Raw genomic sequence first — 23036 nt, forward strand, 5'->3', positions numbered from 1 at the left:
CTCGCCTCAGCTCCGGTAGTCGGCGTTCTCGCTGATGTACTCGTGCGTGCGGTCCGAGCCGAGCACCGTCGCGGAGGCCTCGCCCGCGCCGAGGTCGACCGCGATCTCCACGCGGCGCTCGTGCGGCGGATAGCGCACCGCCGGCACGAAGGTGAGCCCGTCGCTCGGGGGCACGCTCGCGTAGAGCTCGGCCTCGCGGAGGTGTGCGACGAGCGCGCGCTCGGTCGTCGGGTCGAGGCGGAAGGTTCCCTCGGCGAAGATCGTGTGGCCGGCCATCGTGATGGTGCACCGCGACAGATCGAGCGGTTCGCCGGAGCCCGCCTCGCTCGCCTCGGCGCCCACGTATTTGCCTATCGCCATCACGAGCCGGCCCACGTTCGGGTCATTGCCGGCGATGGCGCACTGCACCAGCGGAGAGCCCACGATGGCCTTCCCCACTCCCCGCGCGAGCCGCGCCGACGGCGCACCGGTGACGACCACGCGCACCACGTGGTGCACGCCCTCGCCGTTGCGCACCACGTCCTCCGCGAGCGCCGCGCACACCTGCCCGAGCGCCGCGCGGAAGGCCTCGAGATCGCAGGGCACGCGCCGGGAGGAGAGCACCGCCACGGTGTCGGAGGTGCTCGTGTCGGTGTCGATCGACAGCGCGTTGAAGGTGGGGTGGACCGCGTCGCGGAGCGCCTCGCGGAGCTCGTCGCGGCCCACGTCGCAGTCGGTGAGGAGATACACGAGCATCGTGGCCAGGTTCGGCTCGATCATGCCGGCGCCCTTGGCGATGCCCACGATCACCCCGCCGCCGGGCACGCTCGCCCGACGGATCTTCGGATAGAGGTCGGTGGTCACGATGCCCTGGGCGGCTGGGAGCACCGAGGAGGGCTGCAGCGCCGCGACCGCGGTCGGCACCGCCGCGAGCATGGCGTCCACAGGGAGACGCCAGCCGATGACCCCCGTGGAGCACGGCAGCACGGCGTCGGCCGGCACGCTGAGGGCGGCGGCCACGGCCGCGGCGACGCGCTCGGAGGACTCGACCCCCGAGGGCGCGCACACGTTCGAAATCTTGTTGTTCACGATCACCGCGGAGAGCGCCGGAGACCCGAGCCGCGAGCGACCCACGAGCACCGGCGCCCCGGGGAACGCGTTCCTCGTGAACATGGCGGCGAAGGCGTCGGTTGGGCGATCGAGGGCGAGCAGCGTGAGGGTCATGCGCGAGGGCTTGTTCACCTCGACCGGGACGAAATCGAAGCTCGCCGCGCCCACGCGGAAGCCGAGCGGCAGCGCCGCCTGCGCCGCGAGCCACGCGGCGTGAGCCTCGCCCGAGGCGTGCTCCATCCGGCCCGCGCCTGCACCGTCGCCTCCCATCGCACCGACCGCAACCTCGCTCTGGCCCATGCAGCGCTTTCGCGCGACCGCGCGACGGAGTCAAGCGCCGTCGCGGGCCGCGCCCGTCGCGCCCTCGTCGACCGCAGCGGCACGGTGACGGGGGTACACGCACCGCGTCAGAGACGCGCGCTCGCACCGCAGAGGCGCCCTCGCCCAAGGACCGATTGCCGACGATATTCCCTGCGCCGGCCTTCAGGCGGGGTGCGCATCGGAGAACCGACGGAGGCGCGCCCGTCACGGTGCCCTTGGCAGCAGAGCTCCGGCCCTGGCTGCGCCTGCCTTTGCCCCCCGCCCCCTGCGCTTTTGGGCTAGACGAGCGCTCGTGCTCGGCCCTCGGCAGCTCCGCTCGTGGCTCTCCATGCTGGCCTCTTTGGTGCAGCGCGACGGCCTCGTCTACGCGCTGTGGGCGGCGTTCCACACCCTGGCCTCGGCGCGGCTCTTCTACGGCTACATGCTGAAGCAGACCGGGGGCGAGTGGAGCGGCCCGCTGGACGACGTCTTCATCCACTTCGACTACGCCCGCTCGACCGCGCAGGGCCACCCCTTCGAGTGGGTGGTTGGCAACGGATACTCGTCCGGCAACACCAGCCTCTCGTACCCGTTCGTACTCGCGGCGGGGTGGCTCGTGGGGTATCGCGACCACGAGCTCATGGTGTGGGCCGCCCTCGTGGCGTGCTTCTCTGTGTTTGGCCTCTTGCTCGCCGCGCGGCGGCTCTTCGTCGACGGGCCCCACGACACGTACGGACGGCTCTCGTCGTACCTCTTGCCGCCCATCTTGCTCTCGGTCGGCGCGCTCGATTGGTCGCTCTGGAGCGGCATGGAGGTGGCTATTTACTTGGGTGTTTGGGCGCTCGCCCTGCTGGCCTATCTGCGCGCCGAGCGCGCCGCCCGCGGCGGCCGTGCCTCGAAAGAGCTTCGGCGCGCGACCTGGCTGCTCGGCCTCGCGTGCGCGCTCCTCTTCGTCACTCGACCGGAGGCCGTAGGCACCTGCCTCGTCTTCGGAGTCGCCACGGCGCTCCCGTCGGTCGTCAAGCGACCGGGCACGGCGCTCGGCGTGCTGCTCCGCGTGGGCGGGCCCGCCCTCGCCATGCTGGTCGTGCAGTCGGTCGCGAACCGGGTGTTCACCGGCGAGGTGTCGGCCAACGGCGCGATCGTGAAGCTTGCCCTGAACAACCCGTTCATGACGAACGAGGAGAAGCTCGCCGACTACCGCTTCAACCTCGGCTACGCCGCGTTTCGAAACCTCGAGTACCACTTCTCCGGCCCGCTCGCCCCCGACGGCGCCCTCCGCGGGCTCCTCTCCGAGCAGGCCCTCGCGACCCCGCTCGGCAAGGCCCTCGACGGCGAGACCGGCTGGGGCGCCATCTTGCTCTTCCTCGCCCTCGTGCCGCTCGCCGTCGCGCGCACGCGCAAGACGGCGATCGTGCTCTGGGCGCAGGTGGCCCTCTGGATGCTGCTCGTGGCCGCGAACGGCCAGGTGCGCTGGCAGAACGAGCGCTACACGATGCCCGCGGTGGCGTGGGTGCTGGTGCTCGCTGCGCTCGGCGTCGCCGCGCTCTGCCGCCCCAAAGAACGCCCGCGGCCGGTGGCCCTCGCGCTCGTCACGGTGCTGGTCGTCCAGGTCGTGGGGGTCGTGACCCGGCCCGTCGGCACGATGCCCGACGTCCGCGTGCCCTGGCTCATCGCGCTCGCGGTGGGCGCGGGGGTGGGTGTGCTGTTCCTATTACGGCCCGCGCGCGTGCTCGCGTGCGCCGCGCTCGTCGTGCTCGCGCACCAGCACCTCGAGACCAAGATGCGGGACCAGAAATGGTTCTTCGGCCGCGCCTCGCGCAACATCCGCGATCAGCAGCTCACGCTCGGGCGCTGGCTCGCGCCGAAGGACGTGCGGCGCGTGCTCGTCGGCGACGCGGGCGCCATCCTCTACGCGTCCGACAAGCCAGGCCTCGACATCATCGGCCTCGGCGGGTACCACACACTCCCCTTCGCGCGCGCCGGCGTGCACGGCATGCCCGCGACGATCGAGCTCATCGAGCGAATGGCGCCGGCGGAGCGGCCCGACGTGCTCGCGATCTTTCCCACCTGGTGGGGCTCGTTCCCCACGTGGTTCGGCCCCGAGGTGCTCGAGCGCTTCCCGGTCGAGGGGAACGTCATCTGCGGCGGCTACGAGCACGTGGTCTATCGCGCCGACTGGCACGTGCTCGGCAGCGGCGCGCTCCCCCGTGGCTTCGACAAGGGCCTCGAGGTGCGCGACGAGGTGGACGTGGCCGACCTCGTGAGCGAGCGGCTCCACGACTACACGTTCACGAAGCCCCAGAACGGGTGGACCGAGATGAAGATCCTCCCCGATCCGTGGAACGTGCGCCGCGACATGTTCGACTCGGGCCGCCGCATCGGGGCTGGGAAGCGCGAGCGCTTCACCCTCCACCGCGCGATCCTCGGGCGCCGCGGCGCGCTGCTGCTCCGCACGGTACCCGACGGCAACGCCTCCATCACGGTGCGCGTCGACGGCCGCGAGCTCGCGAGAGAGACCCTGAAGCGCACCGCGGCCTGGGTCGAGCTCGTCCTCGACGTACCGGAGGGGCTCGTCACCCGCGACAAGCTCGACGTGGAGATCCTCTCTACCGGGCCGGGCGACTGGGTCGACTACCACGTGTGGTTCGCGCAGTAGCTACGCCGCCTACTGCGCGAGCTTGACCACGAACGAGAGCGCGCCGAGGCACATCTCGTCGAGGGTCTCCTCGCCGAGGCGAATCTCCTTGGGCTGAGAGAGGCCCTGCTCGCGCAGCGCGCCGCTGATCTTCCGACAGACCGACGACTTGCCTCATACTTCATGGTCCAGCCATTCGCGGGCCCTCGCAAGCGCGGGGCGCTCGTCACGAATGGCGCGCGCAGCGCGGCCCGCAGGCTGGTCCAGTGGACGGGCGCGGGGCCGCGGTCAGCCGAGCGGCGCGCGCCACGACTCGCGACGCTCGGAGATCACGCGCCCGCGCTCCCCGTAGGCACGCTCGGCGAACGACAGCTCACCGCTCGCGTGGAGGACGACCACCGTCGACGCGCGCGTGCCGTAGCCGGGGAGCGCGACGAAGGCCGGCGCGAGCGCCCGCTCGAGCTCGAGCGGGACGCCGGTGTGGGGCAGCTCGCCGTCGTCGACCGCCTCGCGATCGGCGAGCAGATCGAAGGCGTCGTCGAGGTCCATCGGGCCTTCGAGCCACTCCGTGAGCCGCGCGACGCCGCGGACCACCTTCGGCCACGGGTCGTCGAGCCGGCCGTTCGAGACGCCGTGCACCCCGTCGGCGACCGGATGAAAGCGGAGACCGGTCGCGGCGCCGGGCGCATCGTCGTCGCGCGCATAGAGGAGCTCTTCGCCGTCGAAGAAGAGCGCGTTGAAGGAGGGGTACTCCTCGGCGCGCAGGGCTCGCAGGTAGTCCCGCGCGGGCGCGTCACCACGGTCAGGCCCGACCGGCTCGCCCGCGAGGAAGTCGGCCACGAGCGCCCCCCGCGAGCGGCCCTCCCGACGCGCCGCGGGCGCGCGCACGTTCGTGACGCACGCGAACCTCCCCGCGCGGGTCACGCCAAGCCAGGTGCCGCCCTTCTCCAGATCGCGCCCCGCGAGCACGGTCCGTTCCCCGCGCCCGTCGCCCCAGAAGTCGCTGGCGGCCGTCGGACGGGCGAAAAACTCGTCACGGTTGGCCAGTACGACGAGCGGGAGCGGGGCTCCTCGTGTCGGCCGCGCGCTCCGGGCGAAGAGGACGAGGCACACGGGATCAGCGCCCGCCGGCCCCGGTCTGCTGGTTGAACTGCCTGCAGCGATCCATGCACGCGGGGTCGTCGACGCACTGGGTGGTGCAGTCGTTCATGCGATCGCGGGACTGGCACTTGGGGTCGCGCTCGCAGCGCTGGGGGTCTTTCGCTGCTGCTCTTTCCAGGTGCCCGCAGCCGGGGAGCGCCGCGAGCGCGGCGAGGCGGAGGGCGACGCATGCAGAGTACACGAACCGGGGGCTCACGGGGCCTGCCCCCGCGGCGGCGTGGTCTTGTCGAGCGAGGGCCGCTCACGCAGGCACTTCTCGAGCGCGGGTTGGAGCGCGGCCATGTCTGGCGGGAGCCGCGGCTTGCCCATGACGGGCGCCCCGAGGCGGTTCCAGGCCATCCCTCGCTCACCGACGGAGAGCCAGACGAAGAGGGCGCGCCCGCGGATGTTCTCGAAGGGGACGCCGCCGCCCTGACCGCCGAACCACATGCGAGAGTCGTGGCTGTTGTGGCGGTTGTCGCCCATGACGTAGGCCTCGCCGGGCTTCACGAAGTACGGGCCTTGGTAGTCGTTCATGCCCCCGGAGTAGCGGTCGTACAGCGTGAGGAAGGCCTCGTCGTCGAGAAACTCGACGAACAGATCGCCCTCGTGCTTCGCGGGCACGGGCTCTCCTTCGGTGTACGTATAGACACCCACGAAGCAGCTCGGCACCTCCCACCCGTTCAAGATGGGGTGTCCGCCGCGGGCCTCGAGCTTGTCGCCCGGTATCGCGATGACGCGCTTGATGAAGTCCTGCTCCGGGTGCTCCGGAAAGGCGAACACCATCACGTCGCCGCGCTCGGGCGGCATGCGCGAGAAGAGCCGGGTCTTGGTGAACGGGATGGCGGGCCCGTAGCTGAACTTGTTGACGAAGATGTGGTCGCCGACCTGCAGCGTCGGGATCATCGACCCGCTCGGGATCTTGAACGCCTCCACCACGAAGGCGCGCAGGAACAGCGCGACGGCGAAGGCGACGAAGACGCTCTCGACGTACTCGCGCACTTCGCTCTTTCGCCAACGACCGAGGCGCACGTCGACCTCGCCCTCGGCGCGCACCAAGGCGTCCACGAAGGTGCGTTGATCGAAGGGCTGCACGGCCATGGCGGCCTCGAGGGCGTCGAGGGCGGCGGTCAGGCTCTGCCGCTCCTTCGCAGACAGCTCCTGCTTCACCACCTGGCTGTGCGCCTCGAGGATGGACTCGGCCTCCTCGAGGAGCGAGCGCGCCCGCTCGAACGCGCTGCGCAGGGCCTCCGCGACGCCGGCCGGGAGCGGAGTGTACGCGTGGCTCGCGAGCGGCAGGCGGTGGCGCGCGGCCCAGAACGCGATCTCGAACGCGGTGAGCGTGGCGATGCCGACCGGGACCGGCTGCTCGCGCACGAACGAGCGAACGAAGGCGAGGCCGCCCTCGAGCAGCTCGCCGCTGGACGGGGTGAGCGCCCACACACACACGGAGGCGAGCACGAGGGGCGCGAGCACGAACCACACCGCCCAGTACAGGCTGCGGAGGCCGCGGCTCACCGGCGGGAGCGGAGCAGGAGGAGGGCGCTGGGGCTCCTTCCTCCGCCGGACGTTCTCGCCGGGGACGTCGCTGGCCTCGCTGGCCCCGTCGGAGGCGCTGGCCCCGCTCGCGGCGCTGGGGTCGCTGGCCTTGGTCGCCTTGCTGGCCTCGCTCGACACGGCGGCACCGGCGGGCGCGTCCTCCGTGGGGTCGTTTTCGTCGGGGACTTCGTTCACGGGGCTTCGCCGACCGACACCGCGTAGTTCACCACGGCGGCGCGATCGTCCATCAGGTTCGCAGGCGGGTTCACTACGCCAGCGCTCGGGGTGTTGTCGATGATTACGTAGTACTGCCCCTTGGGCACGGGCACGGCGCGCGCGTACTCGGTGCCCTGGGTGAGCACGTCGGCGAGCGTCGGAGGCTGCGCCAGGGGCCCATGCGACGGGTAGTCGAGGTAGAGCCGAAGAGACGCGTCACCGGCCGCCCGCGGTACGAGGAACAGATCGAGCTGCGGTGCCCCGTCGAGCTGCGCTCGGAGGAAGATCGCCTGCCCGTCGCCCGTCACCTCCAGGGGGCCGATGAAGTCGCGCTGGTTCTGGTGCACCTCCGTGCGCGAGTTCTCGAGCACCACGCGATCTTGTCCCCGCACGTTGAACGCGTGGAAAGGGCGCTTGCCGAGCTCGACGATGCCGAGCGACACGTCGTCGCTGCCGTCCTCGTCGTGGATCACCGTGAACCCCTCGTTCAGCTTGGAGGAGACCAGCTGGCGGCCGAAGGTCTCGCCGACCGGGTTCAGCGTGTTCAGGAAGCTCGCCGTGGTGCTCTCGATCTTGAGCACCTGGAAGCTCGACGAGACCACCTGACGCGGGCGGAAGTACGCGTACACGTCGCACTTGTCGGGGGCGACCAGGAAGTCTTGGTTGTACTGGACCGCGCCCTGCATCTGGAACGTGACCTTCTTGGACACGTTCGTGTAAGCGTACCCCTCGCCCTGAAACTCGACGAAGAGGTCGCCGTTGGACATCTCTCGCTGCGCGCACGACCTGGGGTAAAATCGGCCGATCACGGGCGTGTCGTCGCTCAGCTTGAGCGGCGCGTTGTGCGAGGTCATCTGCTTGCAGAACTCGCTGAGGCCGGTCTGGAGCATCGACCGGCGCATCGACCGCGACGACGGCTCGTTCAGCGTCCCGCGGAAGCTGCAGACTCCGCAGGAGCCGCACCCGACGGTGGACAGCGCGAGGAGCGTGGGGAGCGTGAGGAGGGCGAGGGCTTTTCGCACGGAGGCTCGGGGGAATGCGGGGGGAACGAGGGCGGCGGGCGCCAGCATAGCGCTACTTCGCCCCCGACGATGCGTGTAGTGTGATGCCCCATGACGAGGTCGCTGAAGACGAGGGGCAAGGTCGCGGTGCTCGGCGGCGGCGCGTGGGGCACGGCCCTCGCGAAGGTGCTCGCCGACAAGGGCGACGAGGTCGCGATGTGGTGCCGGGCGGACGAGCTCGCTCGCCAGATCAACGCGACGCGGTCGAACCCGAAGTATTTACCGAGCGCGCAGCTGCCGCCGTGCCTCGTGGCGTCGAGCGACATGCGCGCGTGCCTCGAGGACGCGACGCTCGTGCTCTTCGTGGCGCCGAGCCACGCCACTCGCGAGGTGGCGCGCCTCGCCGCGGACAGCCTCCCGGCGGGCGTGCCGATCGTGAGCGCGACCAAGGGCATCGAGAACGACACGCTCATGTTCGTCGACGAGATCCTCGAGGCCGAGCTTCCCGCCTCGGCGAGGGACCGCCTCGCGTTCCTCAGCGGCCCGAGCTTCGCGAAGGAGCTCGCCGCCGGCCTGCCGACCGGCGTCGTGATCGCGGCGAAGAACGACGCCATCCGCGAGAACGTGATGCGGCGCTTCCACGCGCCCCACATGCTCACTTACGCCAGCCGCGACGTCGCCGGGGTCGAGTGCGGCGGCGCACTGAAGAACGTGATCGCGATCGCCGCCGGCGCCGCAGAGGGCCTCGGGTTCGGGCACAACACCCGCGCGCTGCTCATCACGCGCGGCCTCGCGGAGATGGTGAAGCTCTCGCTGGCGCGCGGCGGCGACGCCCTCACCATCGCTGGGCTGGCGGGCATGGGCGACCTCGTCCTCACCTGCACCGGAGAGCTCTCGCGGAACAAGACCGTCGGCGTCGCGCTCGGCAAGGGCAAGCAGCTCCCGGACATCCTCGCGAGCCTGGGGCACGTCGCCGAGGGCGTGAAGACGACGAAGAGCGCCTACGATTTGTCCAAGAAGTTGGGCATCGACATGCCCATCGTGCGACAAGCGTACGCCGTGCTTTACGAGGACAAGCCCGCCGCTCAAGCCGTACGCGACTTGATGGCGCGCGAGCTCGGTCCAGAGTTCGACCCCTGAGGCGCCCATGACTCGCTCGCGTTCCGTGCTCTCCGTGGCCTCCCCTGCCAGCTCCGTCTCCCTGGTGCCGCCGGCCTCGGCGCACGGCGAGCTCGCCGCCCGGCCCCCCCTTCGGCGCGGATCGCTCGCGGCGCGCGTGGCGCGGGCCACCTTGGCGCTCGCGGCCGCGACGACCCTGGCGACCACGGCGGCCGCCCAGGTCCAGCCGCAGCCCCAGCCGTATCCCCAACAGCAGCCGTACCCGCAGCAGCCCTATCCGCAGCAGCCGTACCCGCAGCAGCCCTATCCGCAGCAGCCGTACCCGCAGCAGCCTTATCCGCAGCAACCTCAGCCGTATCCTCAGCAGTACCCGCAGCAGCCCTATCCCGGGCAGCAGCCTTATCCCCAGCAGCCGTACCCTCAGCAGTATCCCCAGCAGCCCGCGCCCAGCAGTCCGCGATCGGGCCCCCGCTCCGATGGGGAGTTCATGTTTCTGCTCGGCACCGGCGCGGCGTACGGCGTGGGCACGGGCATCGGCATCGACCTGCTGGCGATGAGCAAGCCCGATCCGGGGCTCGCCGTGATCGCGCCCATTGGGCTCGGCTTGGCGGTGCCGGCGGGCCTCTTCGCGGTCGACTACTACACCCCGTTCCACAAGGGCGTGCCGGCCACCATCTCCACCGGGCTCCTGCTGGGCGCCGTCGAGGGCGTGGCCATCAGCGGCACGCAGTGGCAGCTCAGCTCCGACACCGGGCGCTGGAGCGCCGGCGGCTATGGCGCGCTCACCTTCCTGACGGCCACCGGCGGCGGCATCGGCGGCTACTTCTGGGGCGAGTACGCGCGCCCCGATCCGCGCACGCTGCTCTTCCTCAGCAGCGGCGCCGCCTGGGGCGCCCTCACCGGCACCGCGATCGGGCTCGGCGCGAGCTCCGGCGACTTTCCGCGCGCCGCGGACCCCGCCGCGATCCTCGGGCTCCTGCTCTACAACGGCGGCATCGCGGGTACCGGCGCGCTGTCGCTGCTCTGGCAGCCCACGTACGCCGCGATGAAGGGCATGTGGGCCGGCTACGCGATCGGCGCCCTCGCCGGCTGCTTGGTCTACCCGTTCTACATCGGCAGCGACGCCGACCCTCGCCACGGCCTCATCGCCAACGCGCTCGGCGGCCTTGGCGGCCTGGCGGTCGGCGCGGCCCTGACGTTCAACTCGCGCGACCCCGGACAGGCCACGTGGAAGCCCCCGTTCCACGTCGGCGTCGCGCCGGGCCAGGGCGGCGGCGCGACTCTGAGCGCGTTCGGCGAGTGGTGAGACACGGGGGCGGGTCGTGCCGTCGCCGGCGGCGTCGCTGGTCTTGGAGGCCTTCCCCGTGAGGCCGGAGGCGCGGGTCCCGGAGGGCGCGCCACGCGCCGTCTGCGCGCGCTGCGACCGCCCGAGCCGCGTGTGCCTTTGCCGGCACCTCACGCCGCTCGCCACTCGGACCCGCGTGCTCCTCCTCCAGCACCCCCGCGAGCGCCGCAAGGCGATAGGCACCGCCAAGCTCGCCCACATGTGTCTGCCGAACAGCGAGCTGCGCGTCGGCGTGAGCTTCGAGGACGATCCCGTCGTGCGCGCGCGCATCGAGGACCCTGAGCGTCCCGCCCTGCTGCTCTACCCTGGCCCCAACGCGGGCTCGCTGGAGGCCCTGCGTGGCGAGGCCGCGCGGACGCTCGTCGTGCTCGACGGCACGTGGCCGCAGTCGAAGATCCTGCTGCGCGAGAACCCGTCGCTCGCGCGCCTGCCGCGGTACGCCTTCACGCCGGCGGCGCCCAGCGAGTACCGCATTCGCCGGGAGCCCGCGCGAGACTTCGTCTCGACGCTCGAGTCGCTCGCCCTCGCCCTCTCGCTCCTCGAGGGCGAGCCGGGCACCGAAGACCGCTTCCGCGCGCTGTACGAGCCTTTTCGCGCCATGGTCGACGTGCAGCTCGAGCACCAAGCCGCGCGCCCCTCGCCGCGGCGGAAGCGCCCCCGCTTCAAGAGCCGCGCGGCGAGGCTCTTCCCCGAGCTCGAAGCGGCCCGCGCGGAGGGCGATCTCGTGTGCATCGCCGCGGAGGCGAACGCCTGGCCCTATGCCTCCCGCACGAGCGCAGACGCGCCCCATTATCCCGACGAGCTCGTCCACCTCGTCGCCGTGCGCCTCTCGACGGGCGAGCGGCTCGAGCGCGTGGTTCGCCCGACGAATCCGCTCGCCCCCACCACCGAGGCGCACACCTCCCTCTCGCGGGCGGAGCTCGAGGAGGGCGCACCGCTCGCGGAGCTCGTCACGGCCTGGTCGGCGTTCCTGCGACCGCGCGACGCGGTGTGCGCGTGGGGCCGCTTCTCGCTCGACCTCCTCGCGCGCGCCACGGGCGTCGCGCCCACGCGAACCATCGATCTGCGCGCCGCGGCGAAGCGCGCCGTCAACGGCAAGGTCGGCGCGATCGATGCGTTCCTCGGGTCGTTCGAGGGCGAACCGGCGAAGGTGGCGCCCGCAGGCCTCGCGCGGGCGGGCCGGCGCGCGGCGCAGGCCGTCGAGGTCACGAAGCGGCTCCTCGCGGGGCTCGACGAGCCGTAGCTCCGCCACGCCAGCGGAGCGCAACAGGTTGCCGGGCTTTACGTGCATTCTGCACGTATACCGACACGACCCCGGCCGCCGACCGCGCGGAGGCCTCTACTTCGGGACGAGCTTGTAGGTGTACTTGACCGCGACCCCCGTGGCGCTCGCGGCGCAGGTGCCCGTGTGGAGGGCGCCGTCGAAGTCCGCGTCGGTGAACGTCGCGCTGCAGCCGCCGATGAAGTCGTCCGCGGCGACGTCGTCGTCCCAGAGCTCGAGGGTGATCGGCGCCTTGAGATCGCGCGCGGGGACGCCCGCCAGCGCCACGAACGTCCAGGTCGGCGCGGTCGTGTCCGCCGCGAAGGCGCTCTGGCCCGTGCGGCCCCCCTGCGCGACCTTCACGTACGGATCGGGCAGACCCCCGCCGAGGTCCCACGCGGCCCCCGCCTTGTCGGTCGCGGGAACGGTCGCGCCGACCACCACGAGGTCGAAGGGACGAGATTGATCGGCGACGCACACCCCGGCCGTGCACGTGCGCCCCGGGCCGCACACGGAGCACGCGTCCCCAGCCTTGCCGCAGGCCGTGACGGTGTTTCCGGGACTGCAGGTCGCGCCCGAGCAACAGCCCGTCGTGCACGTCGACTTGCACGACGCGCTGACGCACGTGCCGTTATCGCAGGCGCTCGCCGCCCCGCACTCGGCGCACGCCTGGCCCGCGCGCCCACACGACGCCGTCGTATCGCCGAACAGGCACGTCGTGCCTCGGCAGCAGCCGCTGCAGTTGTCGGGACCGCACGCGGTCGCGCGGCACTCGCGCTCGACGCAGTCGGTCGGGCCGGAGCAGCTCTCGCAGGCCGCGCCAGGCCGCCCGCACGCGGCGGGCGTCGCGCCCGAGAGGCACGACCCGTCGCGGCAGCACCCCGCGCAGTTGTTCGCGTTGCAGGCCAGCGCGCCGTCCGGCGTGACGACGGCGTCTGGAGTTGTGACGCCCCCGTCGGTCGGCCCAGCGTCGGCGCTGCCGGAGACGCCGCCGGGGTCCGGATCACTCCCGCAGCCAGGCGCAGCGGCGAGGGTGAGCAGGCCGAGGGAACCCGCAGCGAGCAGCGGGCGGAGAGAGCTCGAAGAGATGTGTCGCATGGGGGGCTCCAGGATCACGGGCGCGGAACGTACCCGAGCGGACGGTGATTGAGACGTCAGTCGGGCGGCGGCGGCGGCGGCGTGGTCACCGGGGCGCCCGAGTGCGCAGACGTGGCGGGCGTGTTCGTGCTCCCCTGGAAGGCTAGTCTAGCAGCGGTGTTCGTGCCCGCGCCTCTCGTTGGGCGTTTTTGCGGGTAGACCGCTTCGGAATGCGGCAAAATGGCCGGGACTGCCCAAGAAAGAGACCATGCCCATTCTCAAGTGGTTCCCCACGCAAGGCTCGCCGCGAACCTTCGTCCTCTACAAGCCGATGACCACCGTCGGCCGCGCCATGGGAAGCGACATCGCGGTCCCCGTGGCCGACCTCGCGGACGCGCACGCCCAGATCGTCTTCGACGGCCGCGACTTCAACCTCGACGAGCTCGACAAGACCGGGGACATCCAGATCAACGCGAAGAAGAAGCGCAGAGCGCGGCTGGTCCACGGCGACCGCCTGACGCTCGGGAGCGCCGAGTTCCTCTTCAGCATGTTCGACGAGCCGGTCAGCTTGCGCATCCCCAGCGACATGTCGCAGCTCGAGCAGCCGCTCGCCATGCCTACCTCCCTGAACCACCTCGCCGGCGTGCGAAAGCTCCACGAGTTCAGCGAGAAGCTCATGACCATGCGCGACCTCGAGCAGCTCCTCGAGGCCATGCTCGACGCGGTGATCGAGGTCACCGGCGCGGAGAAGGGCCTCATCCTCCTGCTCGACGAGGCCTACGGCGGCGCGGCGCCGGCGGCAGAGAGCAAGGCCCACGTGCGCGCGTCGCGACACGTGGGCAAGGAGACGGTCACCGATCCGAGCGGCACCATCTCCGACAGCATCGTCCGCCGGGTCATCGAGACCGGGCGGCCGCTCATCGTCTCCGACGCGCTCACCGACGATCAGTTCGGCTCGAGCAAGAGCGTGGCGGCGCTGCGGCTCTCCAGCGTGATGTGCGCGCCGCTCGTCGCCCAGGGCCACGTCGTCGGCGTGCTCTACGTGGGCAACGATCGCGTGAAGGGGCTGTTTCAGAAGTCGCAGATCGACCTACTCAGCATCTTCGCGGGGCAGGCCTCGCTCATTCTGCAGAACGCCATGCTCCTCTCCACCCTCCGCGCCGACAAGGAGAAGCTCGCCGCGGAGCTGAAAGACAAGCGCTTCGGCGAGATCATCGGCGTGTGTCCCTCCATGATGGAGGTCTTCCGGAAGCTGCAGAAGGTCGCCACCACCGACATCAGCGTGCTCATCACCGGCGAGACCGGCACCGGCAAGGAGCTCATCGCGCGCGAGGTCCATCGGCGCTCGAACCGCGCGACGGGGCCGTTCATCGTCATCAACTGCGGGGCGATCCCCGAGAACCTGATCGAGAGCGAGCTGTTCGGCCACGTGAAGGGCGCGTTCACCGGCGCGATCGCGTCGCGTCCCGGGAAGTTCCAAGCGGCCGACAAGGGCACGCTCTTCCTCGACGAGATCGGCGAGCTCCCCCTGAACCTCCAGGTCAAGCTGCTGCGCGCCCTCCAGGAGCGCGTGGTGGTGCGGGTGGGCGACTCCAAGCCGGAGAAGGTCGACATTCGCATCGTGGCCGCGACCAACCGCGTGCTGGAAGAAGAGATCCGCGCGGGGCGCTTCCGCGAGGACCTCTACTACCGGCTAAACGTCGTCAACCTCTTCCTCCCCGCCCTGCGCGAGCGCGGCGACGACGTCGTCATCATCGCCAAGGCGCTGCTGTCGAAGTACGCGGACGAGCTCAAGAGCTCGGTGCAAGGCTTCACGCCGCAGGCGCTCGGCGCGATCAAGAAGAGCCCATGGCCCGGCAACATCCGGCAGCTCGAGAACCGCATCAAGAAGGCGCTCGTGCTCTGCGACAAGAGCCTCCTCGGCGTGGAAGACCTCGAGCTCGATCAGGCGACCGAGAGCCCGATCCTCCCGCTCGAGAAGGCGAAGGAGGAGTTTCAGCGCAAGTACGTGCTGGAGGTCCTCGAGCGCAACAACGGCAACCGCACCCAGACCGCGAGAGACCTCGGGGTCGACCCGCGCACGATCTTTCGGTACCTGGAGCGCGAGCACAACCCGATGCCGAGCGGCGCCTCGTCGGGCCACTCCGACAGCAAGTAGCCGAGGCGCCTCGTGTTCTCGCTGGGGTCGCTCCTCACGCAGATCTTCTCGCGCGAGAAGAAGGCCGCCGCAGACGCGGCCCGCAGTCAACTCGTGGAACGCCTCGCGAGCCACGGCGAGCGCGCCTTCGCGGAGGTGGCGCGACGCATGGGCCTCGTGTGCGAGCCCGGGCCGTCTCTGCGGGGTGAGCTCCGCGGCGTCACGCTCGTCGTCTCCATCGCGGAGAACCGCGACGAGGGCCTCATGACCCGCTTCTCGGCGACCTCCAGCACCGCCCGCGCGGTGGCCCTCAACGTGCGCCCCAAGGCGCGCGGTCTCGAGGCGCTGCTGCGCCGCGGCGCGCCAGAGGCCGTCGGCGACGCGGAGTTCGACGCCACCTTCGACCTCGCGTGCTCCGACGCTCCCGCCGCGCGCGCCGTGCTCGACGCCCGCGCCCGCGCGACGCTGCTCTCCCTGCCCGACCGCATGCCTTTGTATTTCGACCACCGCGGCGACCCGCGGGGCGTGGAGCTCACCCTCGACGTGAGCGGGGTCGAGCTCGACCCGGACCGGCTCGTGTACCTGCTCGAGTGGCTGGTCGGAGTCGCGAGCGCCCAGCCCGAGGGCGAGGCGCCGTACCGCACGTGAAGCGCCGGCGGGCGAGGGGTGCGCGGGAGGCTTCGGCCACGGCACCGACGTGTGCGCGTACGCGGCCGCCCGACCGGCACATCGTGTATAAGCTCCGCCCATGTCCGCGACGGTCACGCTGCTCCTGGAAATTGGCGTAGAAGAGCTCCCCTCCTCGTTCGTCGACGCTGCCCTCGCCGCGTTGCCGGCGCTCGCGGTCGAGAGGCTCGGCGCCCTCCGCCTCCCGCACGGGACGCCTCGCGCCCTCGCGACGCCCCGGCGCCTCGCCCTCGTCGTCCCCGCAGTCGCGGTCCGACAGGCGGACCTCGACGAGGAGGTCGTCGGGCCGCCGGAGAGCGCCGCCTACCGCGACGGGAAGCCCACGCGCGCCGCGGAGGCGTTCGCGACCAAGCTCGGGGTCGGCGTGGACACGCTGGTCGTGAAGGACCTGGAGGCCGTGGGCAAGCAGAAGCCCGGGCGCTACGCCGTGGGGCGCCGTGTGGAGCAGGGCCGCGACGCGCGCGACCTCCTCGGCGCGGCGCTCGCCGAGGTGTGCGCGAAGATCCCCTTTCGGAAGTCGATGCGCTGGGGCACCTCGGGCGACGTCGCCTTCGGGCGACCCGTGCAGTGGCTCGTCGCGCTGCTCGGCCCCGAGGTCGTGGCGCTCACGTTCGCGGGCGTCGAGAGCGACCGCGTGTCGCGGGGCCACCGGTTCCTCGCGAAGGAGCCGTTCTCCCTCGCCCACGCAGACGACTACGAGGCCGCCCTCGCCGAGCGACACGTCATCGTCGATCGCGCCGCGCGCGAGGCCCTGATGATGGAGCGCGTCGCGAAGGCCGCGCACGACGCGGGCGGCACGCACGACGCCGATCCCTCGCTCGTGTCCGAGAACGCGTCGCTCGTCGAGGAGCCGTTCGTCGTGACGGGCTCCTACGAGGAGCAATTTCTCTCGCTCCCGCCGGCGGTGGTCCGCGCGGTCGCGCGAGGGCACCAGAAGTACTTCTGCGTCGAGCGCGGCGCCGACGAGCTCGTGCCTCGCTACGTGGCGGTCGTGAACACGGCGCTCGCCCCCGACACGATCGCGAAGGGCATGGGGCGCGTCATGCGCGCGCGCCTCGCCGACGCGCAGTTCTTCTTCGAGGAGGACAAGAGGGCCAAGCTCGAGGATCGCGTGGCGAAGCTCGGAGGCATCGTGTTCCACAACCGCCTCGGGACGGTGCTCGAGAAGGTCACCCGGGTCGAGCGGCTCGCGGCGGTCATCGCCTCGCGGCTCGATCTGTCCGCCGAATTCCGCGCGGACATAGCGCGCGCCGCGCACCTCTGCAAATCGGACCTCGTGTCGCTCATGGTGGGCGAGTTCCCCGAGCTCCAGGGCGCCATGGGGCGCGCGTACGCGCTCCACGCGGGCGAGGCTCCCGCGGTCGCCGACGCCATCCGCGACCACTACCTCCCGCTCGGCGGCGCCACGCCCGTCGCCCGAGCGCCCGTGTCGCTCGTGATCGCGCTGGCCGACCGGCTCGACTCGCTCGTGGGCTGCTTCGCCGTCGGCCTTTCGCCCACCGGCGCGGCCGATCCGTTCGCGCTCCGGCGCGCGTGCATCGCGATCCTCCGTACGATCGTCGACAACGCGGCCGAGCACCCCGCGCTCGCGCGGCTCTCGCTCGGCGACCTCGTCGACCTCGCGTACGCGGGCCTCACGGGGCGCTTCGCGCAGACCCCAGCGGATTTGACCGCCGAGGCCACGCGCAAGAAGGTGCTGGAGTTCATCACGGAGCGCCTGCGAGGGCTCCTCGCCCAAGAGACCTCGACCTCGGTCGCGGACGCCGTGCTCAGCGATGACGCCGTGCTCACGCCCGCGCACGCGTTCGTGCGGGCGCGTGTGCTCGCGCGGGCCGTGGAGAAGCGCGAGCCGTGGCTCGAGAAGGCGCGCACCGTCGCCAAGCGGCTCTCCGGAATCGCCAAGGACGCCGCGCCCGTGCTCCACGACCCGCGCGCGTTCACGAAGCCGGACGACGCGGTCATCTGCGACGTGGTCGCGCGCATCGCCGACGCCACGGCCGACCTCACCACCGAAGACCGCGTGCGCGACGGCCTCTCACGCGCCGAGGACGTCGCCGAGCGCCTCGACGCCATCTTCGTGCAGACCCTCGTCAACGACCCGACCGACGACGCGACCGCCAAGCGCCTCGAGGTGCTCGCGTACGGCGCGCGGGCGATGCGCCGACTCGCTGACTTCTCCCGCCTCTCCTGAGGGCCCGAACGACGCCTTTCGACGCGCTCGACCCGCCTCTTTTGTCGGGCGAAGGCCCCATCGCGTTGTTACAGTTCCGCGCATGACACACCATGTGTATTCGTTCGGCGGCGGCGGCTGCGACGGGGATCCGTCGCGCAAGGACCTCCTCGGTGGCAAGGGCGCGGGGCTCGCGGAAATGTCCCGAATCGGGCTGCCGGTGCCGCCCGGATTCACCATCTCGACCGAGGTCTGTCAGCTCTTCAAGGTGAACGGCGCCCTCCCCGCCGACGTGCGCGAGGCCGTGCACGCGGCCATGGGCAAGATCGAGGCGGAGCTGGGCATGAAGTTCGGCGATCCGTCGGCCCCGCTGCTCGTGAGCGTGCGCTCGGGCGCGCGCGCGTCGATGCCAGGCATGATGGACACCATCCTCAACCTCGGCCTGAACGACGCCACATGCGAGGGGCTCGCCGCGCGCACGAAGAACGCTCGGTTCGCGTACGACGCCTACCGGCGCTTCGTCGCCATGTTCGCGGACGTAGCCCTCGGCATCAAGCGCGAGGCCTTCGACCACGCGCTCGACGAGGCCCGCATGCGCGTCGCGCGGGCGCGCGGCGTCGACGTGACGCTGCTCAACTCCGAGGAGCTCAAGCGGCGCGTGCCCGACTCCGAGCTCGACGAGGCCGAGCTCCGTGGCCTCGTCACGACCTTCAAGGCCCTGGTGCTCGAGAAGGGCGGGCGCCCGTTCCCCGAGGATCCCACCGAGCAGCTGCTCACGGCGATCGGCGCCGTCTTTGGCTCGTGGTCGAACCACCGCGCCATCGTCTACCGGAAGATGCACGACATCCCCGAGTCGTGGGGCACCGCGTGCAACATCCAAGCGATGGTCTTCGGCAACCTCGGCGATACGAGCGCCACCGGCGTCGCCTTCACGCGGAACCCGTCCACCGGCGAGCGGCGGCTCTACGGCGAGTGGCTCCCCAACGCCCAAGGCGAGGACGTGGTCGCGGGCATTCGCACGCCCTTGCCCCTCCTCGCCGAGGGCGGCGACGGCTCGCTCGAGGCCCGCATGCCCAAGGCCTTCGCCGAGCTCGCGGGCATCGCGGAGCGGCTCGAGAAGCACTTCCGGGACATGCAAGACCTCGAGTTCACCGTACAAGACGGCAAGCTCTACATGCTGCAGTGCCGCACCGGGAAGCGCACCGCGCGGGCCGCCGTGCGCGCCGCCGTCGAGATGGTGCGTGAGGGCCTCATCTCGAAGGAGGAGGCGGTCCTGCGCGTGCCGCCGTCCTCGCTCGACCAACTGCTCCACCCCACGCTCGACCCGCGCGCGGAGCGCCGCCTGCTCGCGACCGGCCTCGCGGCGAGCCCGGGGGCCGCGCAGGGGCACATCGTCTTTCACGCCGACGAGGCCGAGCGCCTCGCCGAGAAGGGCAAGCCGGTCATCCTCGTGCGCGTCGAGACCTCCCCCGAGGACATCCACGGCATGAAGGCGGCGCGCGGCATCATCACGGCGCGCGGCGGCATGACGAGCCACGCGGCGGTCGTCGCGCGCGGCATGGGCAAGGCGTGCGTCGCGGGCTGCTCGGCCATCCAGGTGAGCTACGCGAGCGGCACGATGAGCGTCACGCTCTACGACGAGAACGGGCGCATGAAGGGCACGGCGAAGCTGAAGCGGGGCGATCTCGTCACCATCGACGGCGGGACCGGCCAGGTCTTCGAGGGCGCCATCCCCACCGTGCCCGCGTCACTCTCGGGCGAGTTCGGCGAGCTCATGGCCTGGGCCGACGAGTGTCGCACGCTCAGGGTGCGCGCCAACGCCGACACCCCCCTCGACGCCAAGACCGCCCGCGCCTTCGGGGCCGAGGGCATCGGCCTCTGCCGCACAGAGCACATGTTCTTCGACGAGGAGCGCATCCGCGCCATGCGCGAGATGATCCTCTCCGACGAGGTGACCGCACGCGAGAAGGCGTTGGCCAAGCTCCTGCCCGTCCAGAAGGACGATTTCATCGGCATTTTCAAGGAGATGGACGGCCTCCCTGTCACCATTCGCCTGCTCGATCCGCCCCTCCACGAGTTTCTCCCGCAGGACGAGCGCCAGATCGCGGAGCTCGCCACGATCATGAACGTGTCCGCGCTGCGCCTCGAGCAGCGCATCAAGGACCTCCACGAGTACAACCCCATGCTCGGCCACCGAGGCTGCCGCCTCGCCATCACCTACCCCGAGATCTACGCGATGCAGGTGCGCGCCATCTTGCTCGCGGCCCTCGAGGTGACGCGGGCGGGCGTGAGCTGCCACCCCGAGATCATGATCCCGCTCGCCATGACCCGCACCGAGCTCGAACGCATGAAGGAGCTGGTCCTGAGGGTGGCGGCCGAGGTCTTCGAGGGGCAGGAGCCGATCCCGTATTCGTTCGGCACCATGATCGAGCTGCCGCGCGCCGCGCTGCGCGCGAACGAGCTCGCCGAGGTCGCCGAGTTCTTCTCTTTCGGCACGAACGATCTCACCCAGTGCACGATGGGCCTCTCGCGCGACGACGCCGGCAAGTTCCTCCCGGCGTACGTCGACAGCGGCGTGCTGCCCAAGGACCCGTTCGTGTCGCTCGACCAAGACGGCGTGGGCGAGCTCGTGAAGCTCGCGTGCGAGCGTGGCCGCGCGGCGCGACCTGGCATGAAGCTCGGCGTCTGCGGCGAGCACGGCGGCGATCCGGCGAGCGTGGCTTTCTTCCACCGGGCGGGCCTCGACTACGTGAGCTGCTCGCCGTTCCGCGTGGCGATCGCGCGCCTCGCCGCGGCGCAGGCGGAGATCGAGCGGCGAGGGAAGCTCACCGCGGGCTCGACGAACTGAGCGCGGCCATGACGGGCCGTGCGCCGCGGAGACCCAAGAGAGTCGCGACGACGCTCGCGCACGGCGGGCGGCACCCGGAGCTCTTCGACGGGGCCGTGAACACGCCCGTGGTGCGCGCGTCGACCATCCTCTCGCCCTCGCTCGCGGAGTGGGAGGCGAAGCTCGCCCGCATGCTCGCGGGCGAGCCGGGCACCTACTACGGACGCTTCGGCACCGCCACGAGCCACGGATTCGAGGAGGCCGTGACCCAGCTCGAGCGAGGCCATGGGACCATCGCCTTCCCCTCGGGCTACGCGGCGTGCGCCGCGGCCATCCTCTCGCAGGTCTCCACCGGCTCCCACGTGCTGTTGCCCGACAGCGTGTACTTCCCCGTGCGCAAGCTCGCCTCCGGTCTGCTCGCGCGAATGGGTGTAGTCTGCACGTTCTACGATCCCACGCTCACGCCGGCGGCGCTCGCCGACCTGCTCCGCGCCGAGACCCGGCTCGTGTATCTCGAGGCGCCGGGCTCGCTCACCTTCGAGATGCAAGACGTGCCCGGCATCGCCGCGCTCTGTCGGTCGCGGGGCGTATCGACCGCGATGGACAACACGTGGGCGACCCCGCTCTGCTTCAGGCCGCTCGAGCACGGCGTCGACCTCAGCGTGCAGGCAGCCACCAAGTACGTCGTGGGTCACTCCGACGCGATGCTGGGCTACGTCGCGTGCGGCTCCCGCGAGGTGCTCGCGGGCTTGCGACGCACGCACGAGGACCTCGGCTACGCCACGAGCCCCGACGACGCCTTCCTCGGCGCGCGCGGCCTGCGCACCCTCGAGGTGCGGCTCGAGCGTCAGGGCGCGACGGGGCTCGCGCTGGCCGACGAGCTCGCCCGCGCGCCCGAGGTGGAGCGCGTGCTGCACCCAGCCCGCCCCGACGACCCCGGGCACGCGCTGTGGAAGCGCGACTTCTCGGGCGCGTGCGGGCTCTTCGGCGTGGTGTTCGAGCCGCTGCCGCGCGCTGCGCTCGAGGCCTTCGTCGACGCCCTCGAGCTGTTCGGCATCGGCGCCTCGTGGGGCGGCTACGAGAGCCTCGTGATGCCCATGGACCCCGCGCGGTTTCGCACCGCGACCCGCTGGTCGTACGGGGGCCCATGCCTCCGCTTCCATGCGGGCCTCGAGGACCCGAGCGATCTGCTGGACGACGTCCGCGGCGCGCTCGCGGCGCTCCGTCGCGCGCGCTGAGCCACGAGGCGATAAACTCCGCGGATGGTCGCCACCTCGTTCACCGGGTTCGCCGATACGAAAGGCTCGTTCTTCCAGGCGCTCGCGAAGCACCAAGATCGCGAGTGGTTCGCTGCGCACAAGGCCGAGTACGAGGCGGGGTGGGCCTCGCCGATGGCCACGCTCCTCGCGGAGGCGCGCGAGGCGCTCGACGGTGAGTACCCGGACTTCGAGCTCGGCGCGCCCAAGGTCTTCCGCATCCACCGCGACGTGCGCTTCTCGGCCGACAAGTCGCCGTACAAGCCCCACGCGAGCGGCGCGCTGAGCCTCGGGCACGACAAGGTGAAGATGGACGTCGCCGTGGCGCTCTACCTTCAGGTGGGCACCGAGACCTTCGCGGGCGCTGGCACCTACGGGATGGAGGCGCCGGCGCTCGCGAGGTTCCGGGCGGTGGTGCAGAGCGACCGGGGCGAGGAGCTCACCCAGCTGCTCCGCCCGCTCGAAAAGAAGGGCTTCACGCTCGAGTCGATGGGCATGCTGAAGAAGGCCCCGCGCGGAGTGGATCCCGGCCACCCGCGCGTGGAGCTGTTGAAGCGAAAGGGGCTCGTGGTCGTCTTCCCTGCCCTCGCCCCCGAGGAGCTCACGTCCCGCAAGGCCCTCACGACCCTCGTCAAGCACGCGAAGGCCGCGGCCCCCGTGGTGCGGTGGGTCGCGCGGGCCGTGCAAGACTAACTAACTAACTGGTGAGCGGCGCCGCGGCCGCCGCGCGCACCACCTGGGTGGTCCCCACGGGGCGCGAGAGCACGGCGCAGTGAGGGAGGTCGACGGTGGCCACGGCGAGGAGGCCCTCTCCGACGACTCGGACCGGCTCCGGCCCCGGGTGGGTGAGCACCGCGACGTCGCCCTCCGCGAGCGCCGCCCCCGAGAGCTCGACCCTACCGCGGGCCACCGCGACGAAGGCGCGCACGCACACAGCGGGCTCGATCGAGTGCGGGAACTGGCCCACCAGGCGCCCGCGTACCGGCGGCAGGGCGCGGGCGGCGGACGGCGCGGGCACAGCTGGCGCGGGCGGCGCGAGCGGGGACCCGGACGCCGACGCGGGCGACGTGGCCAGCGGACCAGGCTGGACCGCTCCGGCGCTCGCGCTCGGCGGCGGCGTGGGGGTGCACGCCGTCCACGCGATGAAGCACGCGCCGCACGGCCACCCGCTCCTCCACCCACGCGCAGCGCGCCCCTCTTGCATCGGCACCATCCCTCGAGCCTAGCGTAGCGA

Annotated in this window: 17 protein-coding genes; 10 read left to right on the top strand and 7 right to left on the bottom strand. The window is 71.5% G+C overall.

The features are described 5' to 3' along the window. Positions 1-6: 6 nt before the first annotated feature. Positions 7-1329: a bifunctional ornithine acetyltransferase/N-acetylglutamate synthase gene (locus IPQ09_28275; protein MBL0198046.1), complete on the bottom strand. Its 1323-nt coding sequence runs from the start codon at positions 1327-1329 to the stop codon at positions 7-9. A gap of 373 nt (positions 1330-1702) precedes the next feature. Here IPQ09_28275 and IPQ09_28280 point away from each other — a divergent pair, with 373 nt between their 5' ends. Further along, positions 1703-4048: a hypothetical protein gene (locus IPQ09_28280; protein MBL0198047.1), complete on the top strand. Its 2346-nt coding sequence runs from the start codon at positions 1703-1705 to the stop codon at positions 4046-4048. 267 nt (positions 4049-4315) lie between these two features. Here IPQ09_28280 and IPQ09_28285 read toward each other — a convergent pair whose 3' ends face one another. The 4 genes from IPQ09_28285 to IPQ09_28300 are packed head-to-tail and all read right to left on the bottom strand — an operon-like array spanning position 4316 to position 7944. Beyond that, a complete protein-coding gene (locus IPQ09_28285; GenBank protein MBL0198048.1) occupies positions 4316-5140 on the bottom strand; it encodes an NRDE family protein in 825 nt (274 codons plus the stop codon). A 4-nt stretch (positions 5141-5144) separates the two neighbouring features. Next, complete coding sequence (locus IPQ09_28290) at positions 5145-5384, bottom strand: hypothetical protein (protein MBL0198049.1); 240 nt, start codon at positions 5382-5384, stop codon at positions 5145-5147. Next, positions 5381-6901, bottom strand: a complete 1521-nt coding sequence (lepB, locus tag IPQ09_28295; GenBank protein MBL0198050.1) for a signal peptidase I — start codon at positions 6899-6901, stop codon at positions 5381-5383. Before lepB ends, IPQ09_28290 begins: the two co-directional genes overlap by 4 nt. Beyond that, positions 6898-7944 (bottom strand): hypothetical protein, encoded by a 1047-nt coding sequence (locus IPQ09_28300; protein ID MBL0198051.1) that lies wholly within the window; start codon positions 7942-7944, stop codon positions 6898-6900. Before IPQ09_28300 ends, lepB begins: the two co-directional genes overlap by 4 nt. 90 nt (positions 7945-8034) lie before the next feature. Here IPQ09_28300 and IPQ09_28305 point away from each other — a divergent pair, with 90 nt between their 5' ends. The 3 genes from IPQ09_28305 to IPQ09_28315 are packed head-to-tail and all read left to right on the top strand — an operon-like array spanning position 8035 to position 11630. Next, positions 8035-9063 (top strand): NAD(P)-dependent glycerol-3-phosphate dehydrogenase, encoded by a 1029-nt coding sequence (locus IPQ09_28305; GenBank protein ID MBL0198052.1) that lies wholly within the window; start codon positions 8035-8037, stop codon positions 9061-9063. Positions 9064-9070: 7 nt separating this feature from the next. Further along, positions 9071-10348, top strand: a complete 1278-nt coding sequence (locus IPQ09_28310) for a hypothetical protein (GenBank protein ID MBL0198053.1) — start codon at positions 9071-9073, stop codon at positions 10346-10348. Between the two features lie 16 nt (positions 10349-10364). Continuing rightward, positions 10365-11630, top strand: a complete 1266-nt coding sequence (locus tag IPQ09_28315; GenBank protein MBL0198054.1) for a DTW domain-containing protein — start codon at positions 10365-10367, stop codon at positions 11628-11630. A 96-nt stretch (positions 11631-11726) separates the two neighbouring features. On the opposite strand, the gene IPQ09_28320 is transcribed toward IPQ09_28315, so the two are convergent. Beyond that, positions 11727-12746 (bottom strand): hypothetical protein, encoded by a 1020-nt coding sequence (locus tag IPQ09_28320; GenBank protein MBL0198055.1) that lies wholly within the window; start codon positions 12744-12746, stop codon positions 11727-11729. A 247-nt stretch (positions 12747-12993) separates the two neighbouring features. Between IPQ09_28320 and IPQ09_28325 the strand changes: the two genes are divergently transcribed. The 6 genes from IPQ09_28325 (at position 12994) to IPQ09_28350 (ending at position 22495) form a co-directional block, all read left to right on the top strand. Beyond that, positions 12994-14883, top strand: coding sequence for a sigma 54-interacting transcriptional regulator (locus tag IPQ09_28325; protein ID MBL0198056.1), 1890 nt, complete (start codon positions 12994-12996; stop codon positions 14881-14883). Between the two features lie 12 nt (positions 14884-14895). Next, entirely contained in the window at positions 14896-15510 is a 615-nt protein-coding gene (locus IPQ09_28330; GenBank protein MBL0198057.1) for a hypothetical protein, read from the top strand. A gap of 100 nt (positions 15511-15610) precedes the next feature. Further along, positions 15611-17740 carry a glycine--tRNA ligase subunit beta gene (locus IPQ09_28335; protein ID MBL0198058.1) on the top strand — a complete coding sequence of 710 codons (2130 nt, stop codon included), beginning with the start codon at positions 15611-15613 and terminating at the stop codon, positions 17738-17740. Between the two features lie 82 nt (positions 17741-17822). Then, positions 17823-20567: a pyruvate, phosphate dikinase gene (locus IPQ09_28340; protein ID MBL0198059.1), complete on the top strand. Its 2745-nt coding sequence runs from the start codon at positions 17823-17825 to the stop codon at positions 20565-20567. An 8-nt stretch (positions 20568-20575) separates the two neighbouring features. After that, the gene (gene metC, locus IPQ09_28345) at positions 20576-21784 is read left to right on the top strand and encodes a cystathionine beta-lyase (GenBank protein ID MBL0198060.1); all 1209 of its coding nucleotides are present in this window, start codon (positions 20576-20578) and stop codon (positions 21782-21784) included. 24 nt (positions 21785-21808) lie between these two features. Further along, a complete protein-coding gene (locus tag IPQ09_28350) occupies positions 21809-22495 on the top strand; it encodes a DUF2461 domain-containing protein (GenBank protein MBL0198061.1) in 687 nt (228 codons plus the stop codon). Positions 22496-22499: 4 nt separating this feature from the next. Here IPQ09_28350 and IPQ09_28355 read toward each other — a convergent pair whose 3' ends face one another. Then, positions 22500-23015, bottom strand: coding sequence for a hypothetical protein (locus IPQ09_28355; protein MBL0198062.1), 516 nt, complete (start codon positions 23013-23015; stop codon positions 22500-22502). Positions 23016-23036 lie beyond the last annotated feature (21 nt).

It is taken from the genome of Myxococcales bacterium, from assembly GCA_016720545.1.
Classification (GTDB): Bacteria; Myxococcota_A; Polyangia; order Polyangiales; family Polyangiaceae; genus JAAFHV01.

What these genes read in the sequence shown, in the direction of transcription:
- IPQ09_28335 (MBL0198058.1), top strand. Translation starts at nt 15,611, where the DNA reads ATGTCCGCGACGGTCACGCTGCTCCTGGAAATTGGCGTAGAAGAGCTC.
- IPQ09_28275 (MBL0198046.1), bottom strand. Translation starts at nt 1,329, where the DNA reads ATGGAGCACGCCTCGGGCGAGGCTCACGCCGCGTGGCTCGCGGCGCAG.
- IPQ09_28320 (MBL0198055.1), bottom strand. Translation starts at nt 12,746, where the DNA reads ATGCGACACATCTCTTCGAGCTCTCTCCGCCCGCTGCTCGCTGCGGGT.
- IPQ09_28350 (MBL0198061.1), top strand. Translation starts at nt 21,809, where the DNA reads ATGGTCGCCACCTCGTTCACCGGGTTCGCCGATACGAAAGGCTCGTTC.
- IPQ09_28355 (MBL0198062.1), bottom strand. Translation starts at nt 23,015, where the DNA reads ATGGTGCCGATGCAAGAGGGGCGCGCTGCGCGTGGGTGGAGGAGCGGG.
- IPQ09_28340 (MBL0198059.1), top strand. Translation starts at nt 17,823, where the DNA reads ATGACACACCATGTGTATTCGTTCGGCGGCGGCGGCTGCGACGGGGAT.
- metC (MBL0198060.1), top strand. Translation starts at nt 20,576, where the DNA reads ATGACGGGCCGTGCGCCGCGGAGACCCAAGAGAGTCGCGACGACGCTC.
- IPQ09_28310 (MBL0198053.1), top strand. Translation starts at nt 9,071, where the DNA reads ATGACTCGCTCGCGTTCCGTGCTCTCCGTGGCCTCCCCTGCCAGCTCC.
- IPQ09_28305 (MBL0198052.1), top strand. Translation starts at nt 8,035, where the DNA reads ATGACGAGGTCGCTGAAGACGAGGGGCAAGGTCGCGGTGCTCGGCGGC.
- IPQ09_28325 (MBL0198056.1), top strand. Translation starts at nt 12,994, where the DNA reads ATGCCCATTCTCAAGTGGTTCCCCACGCAAGGCTCGCCGCGAACCTTC.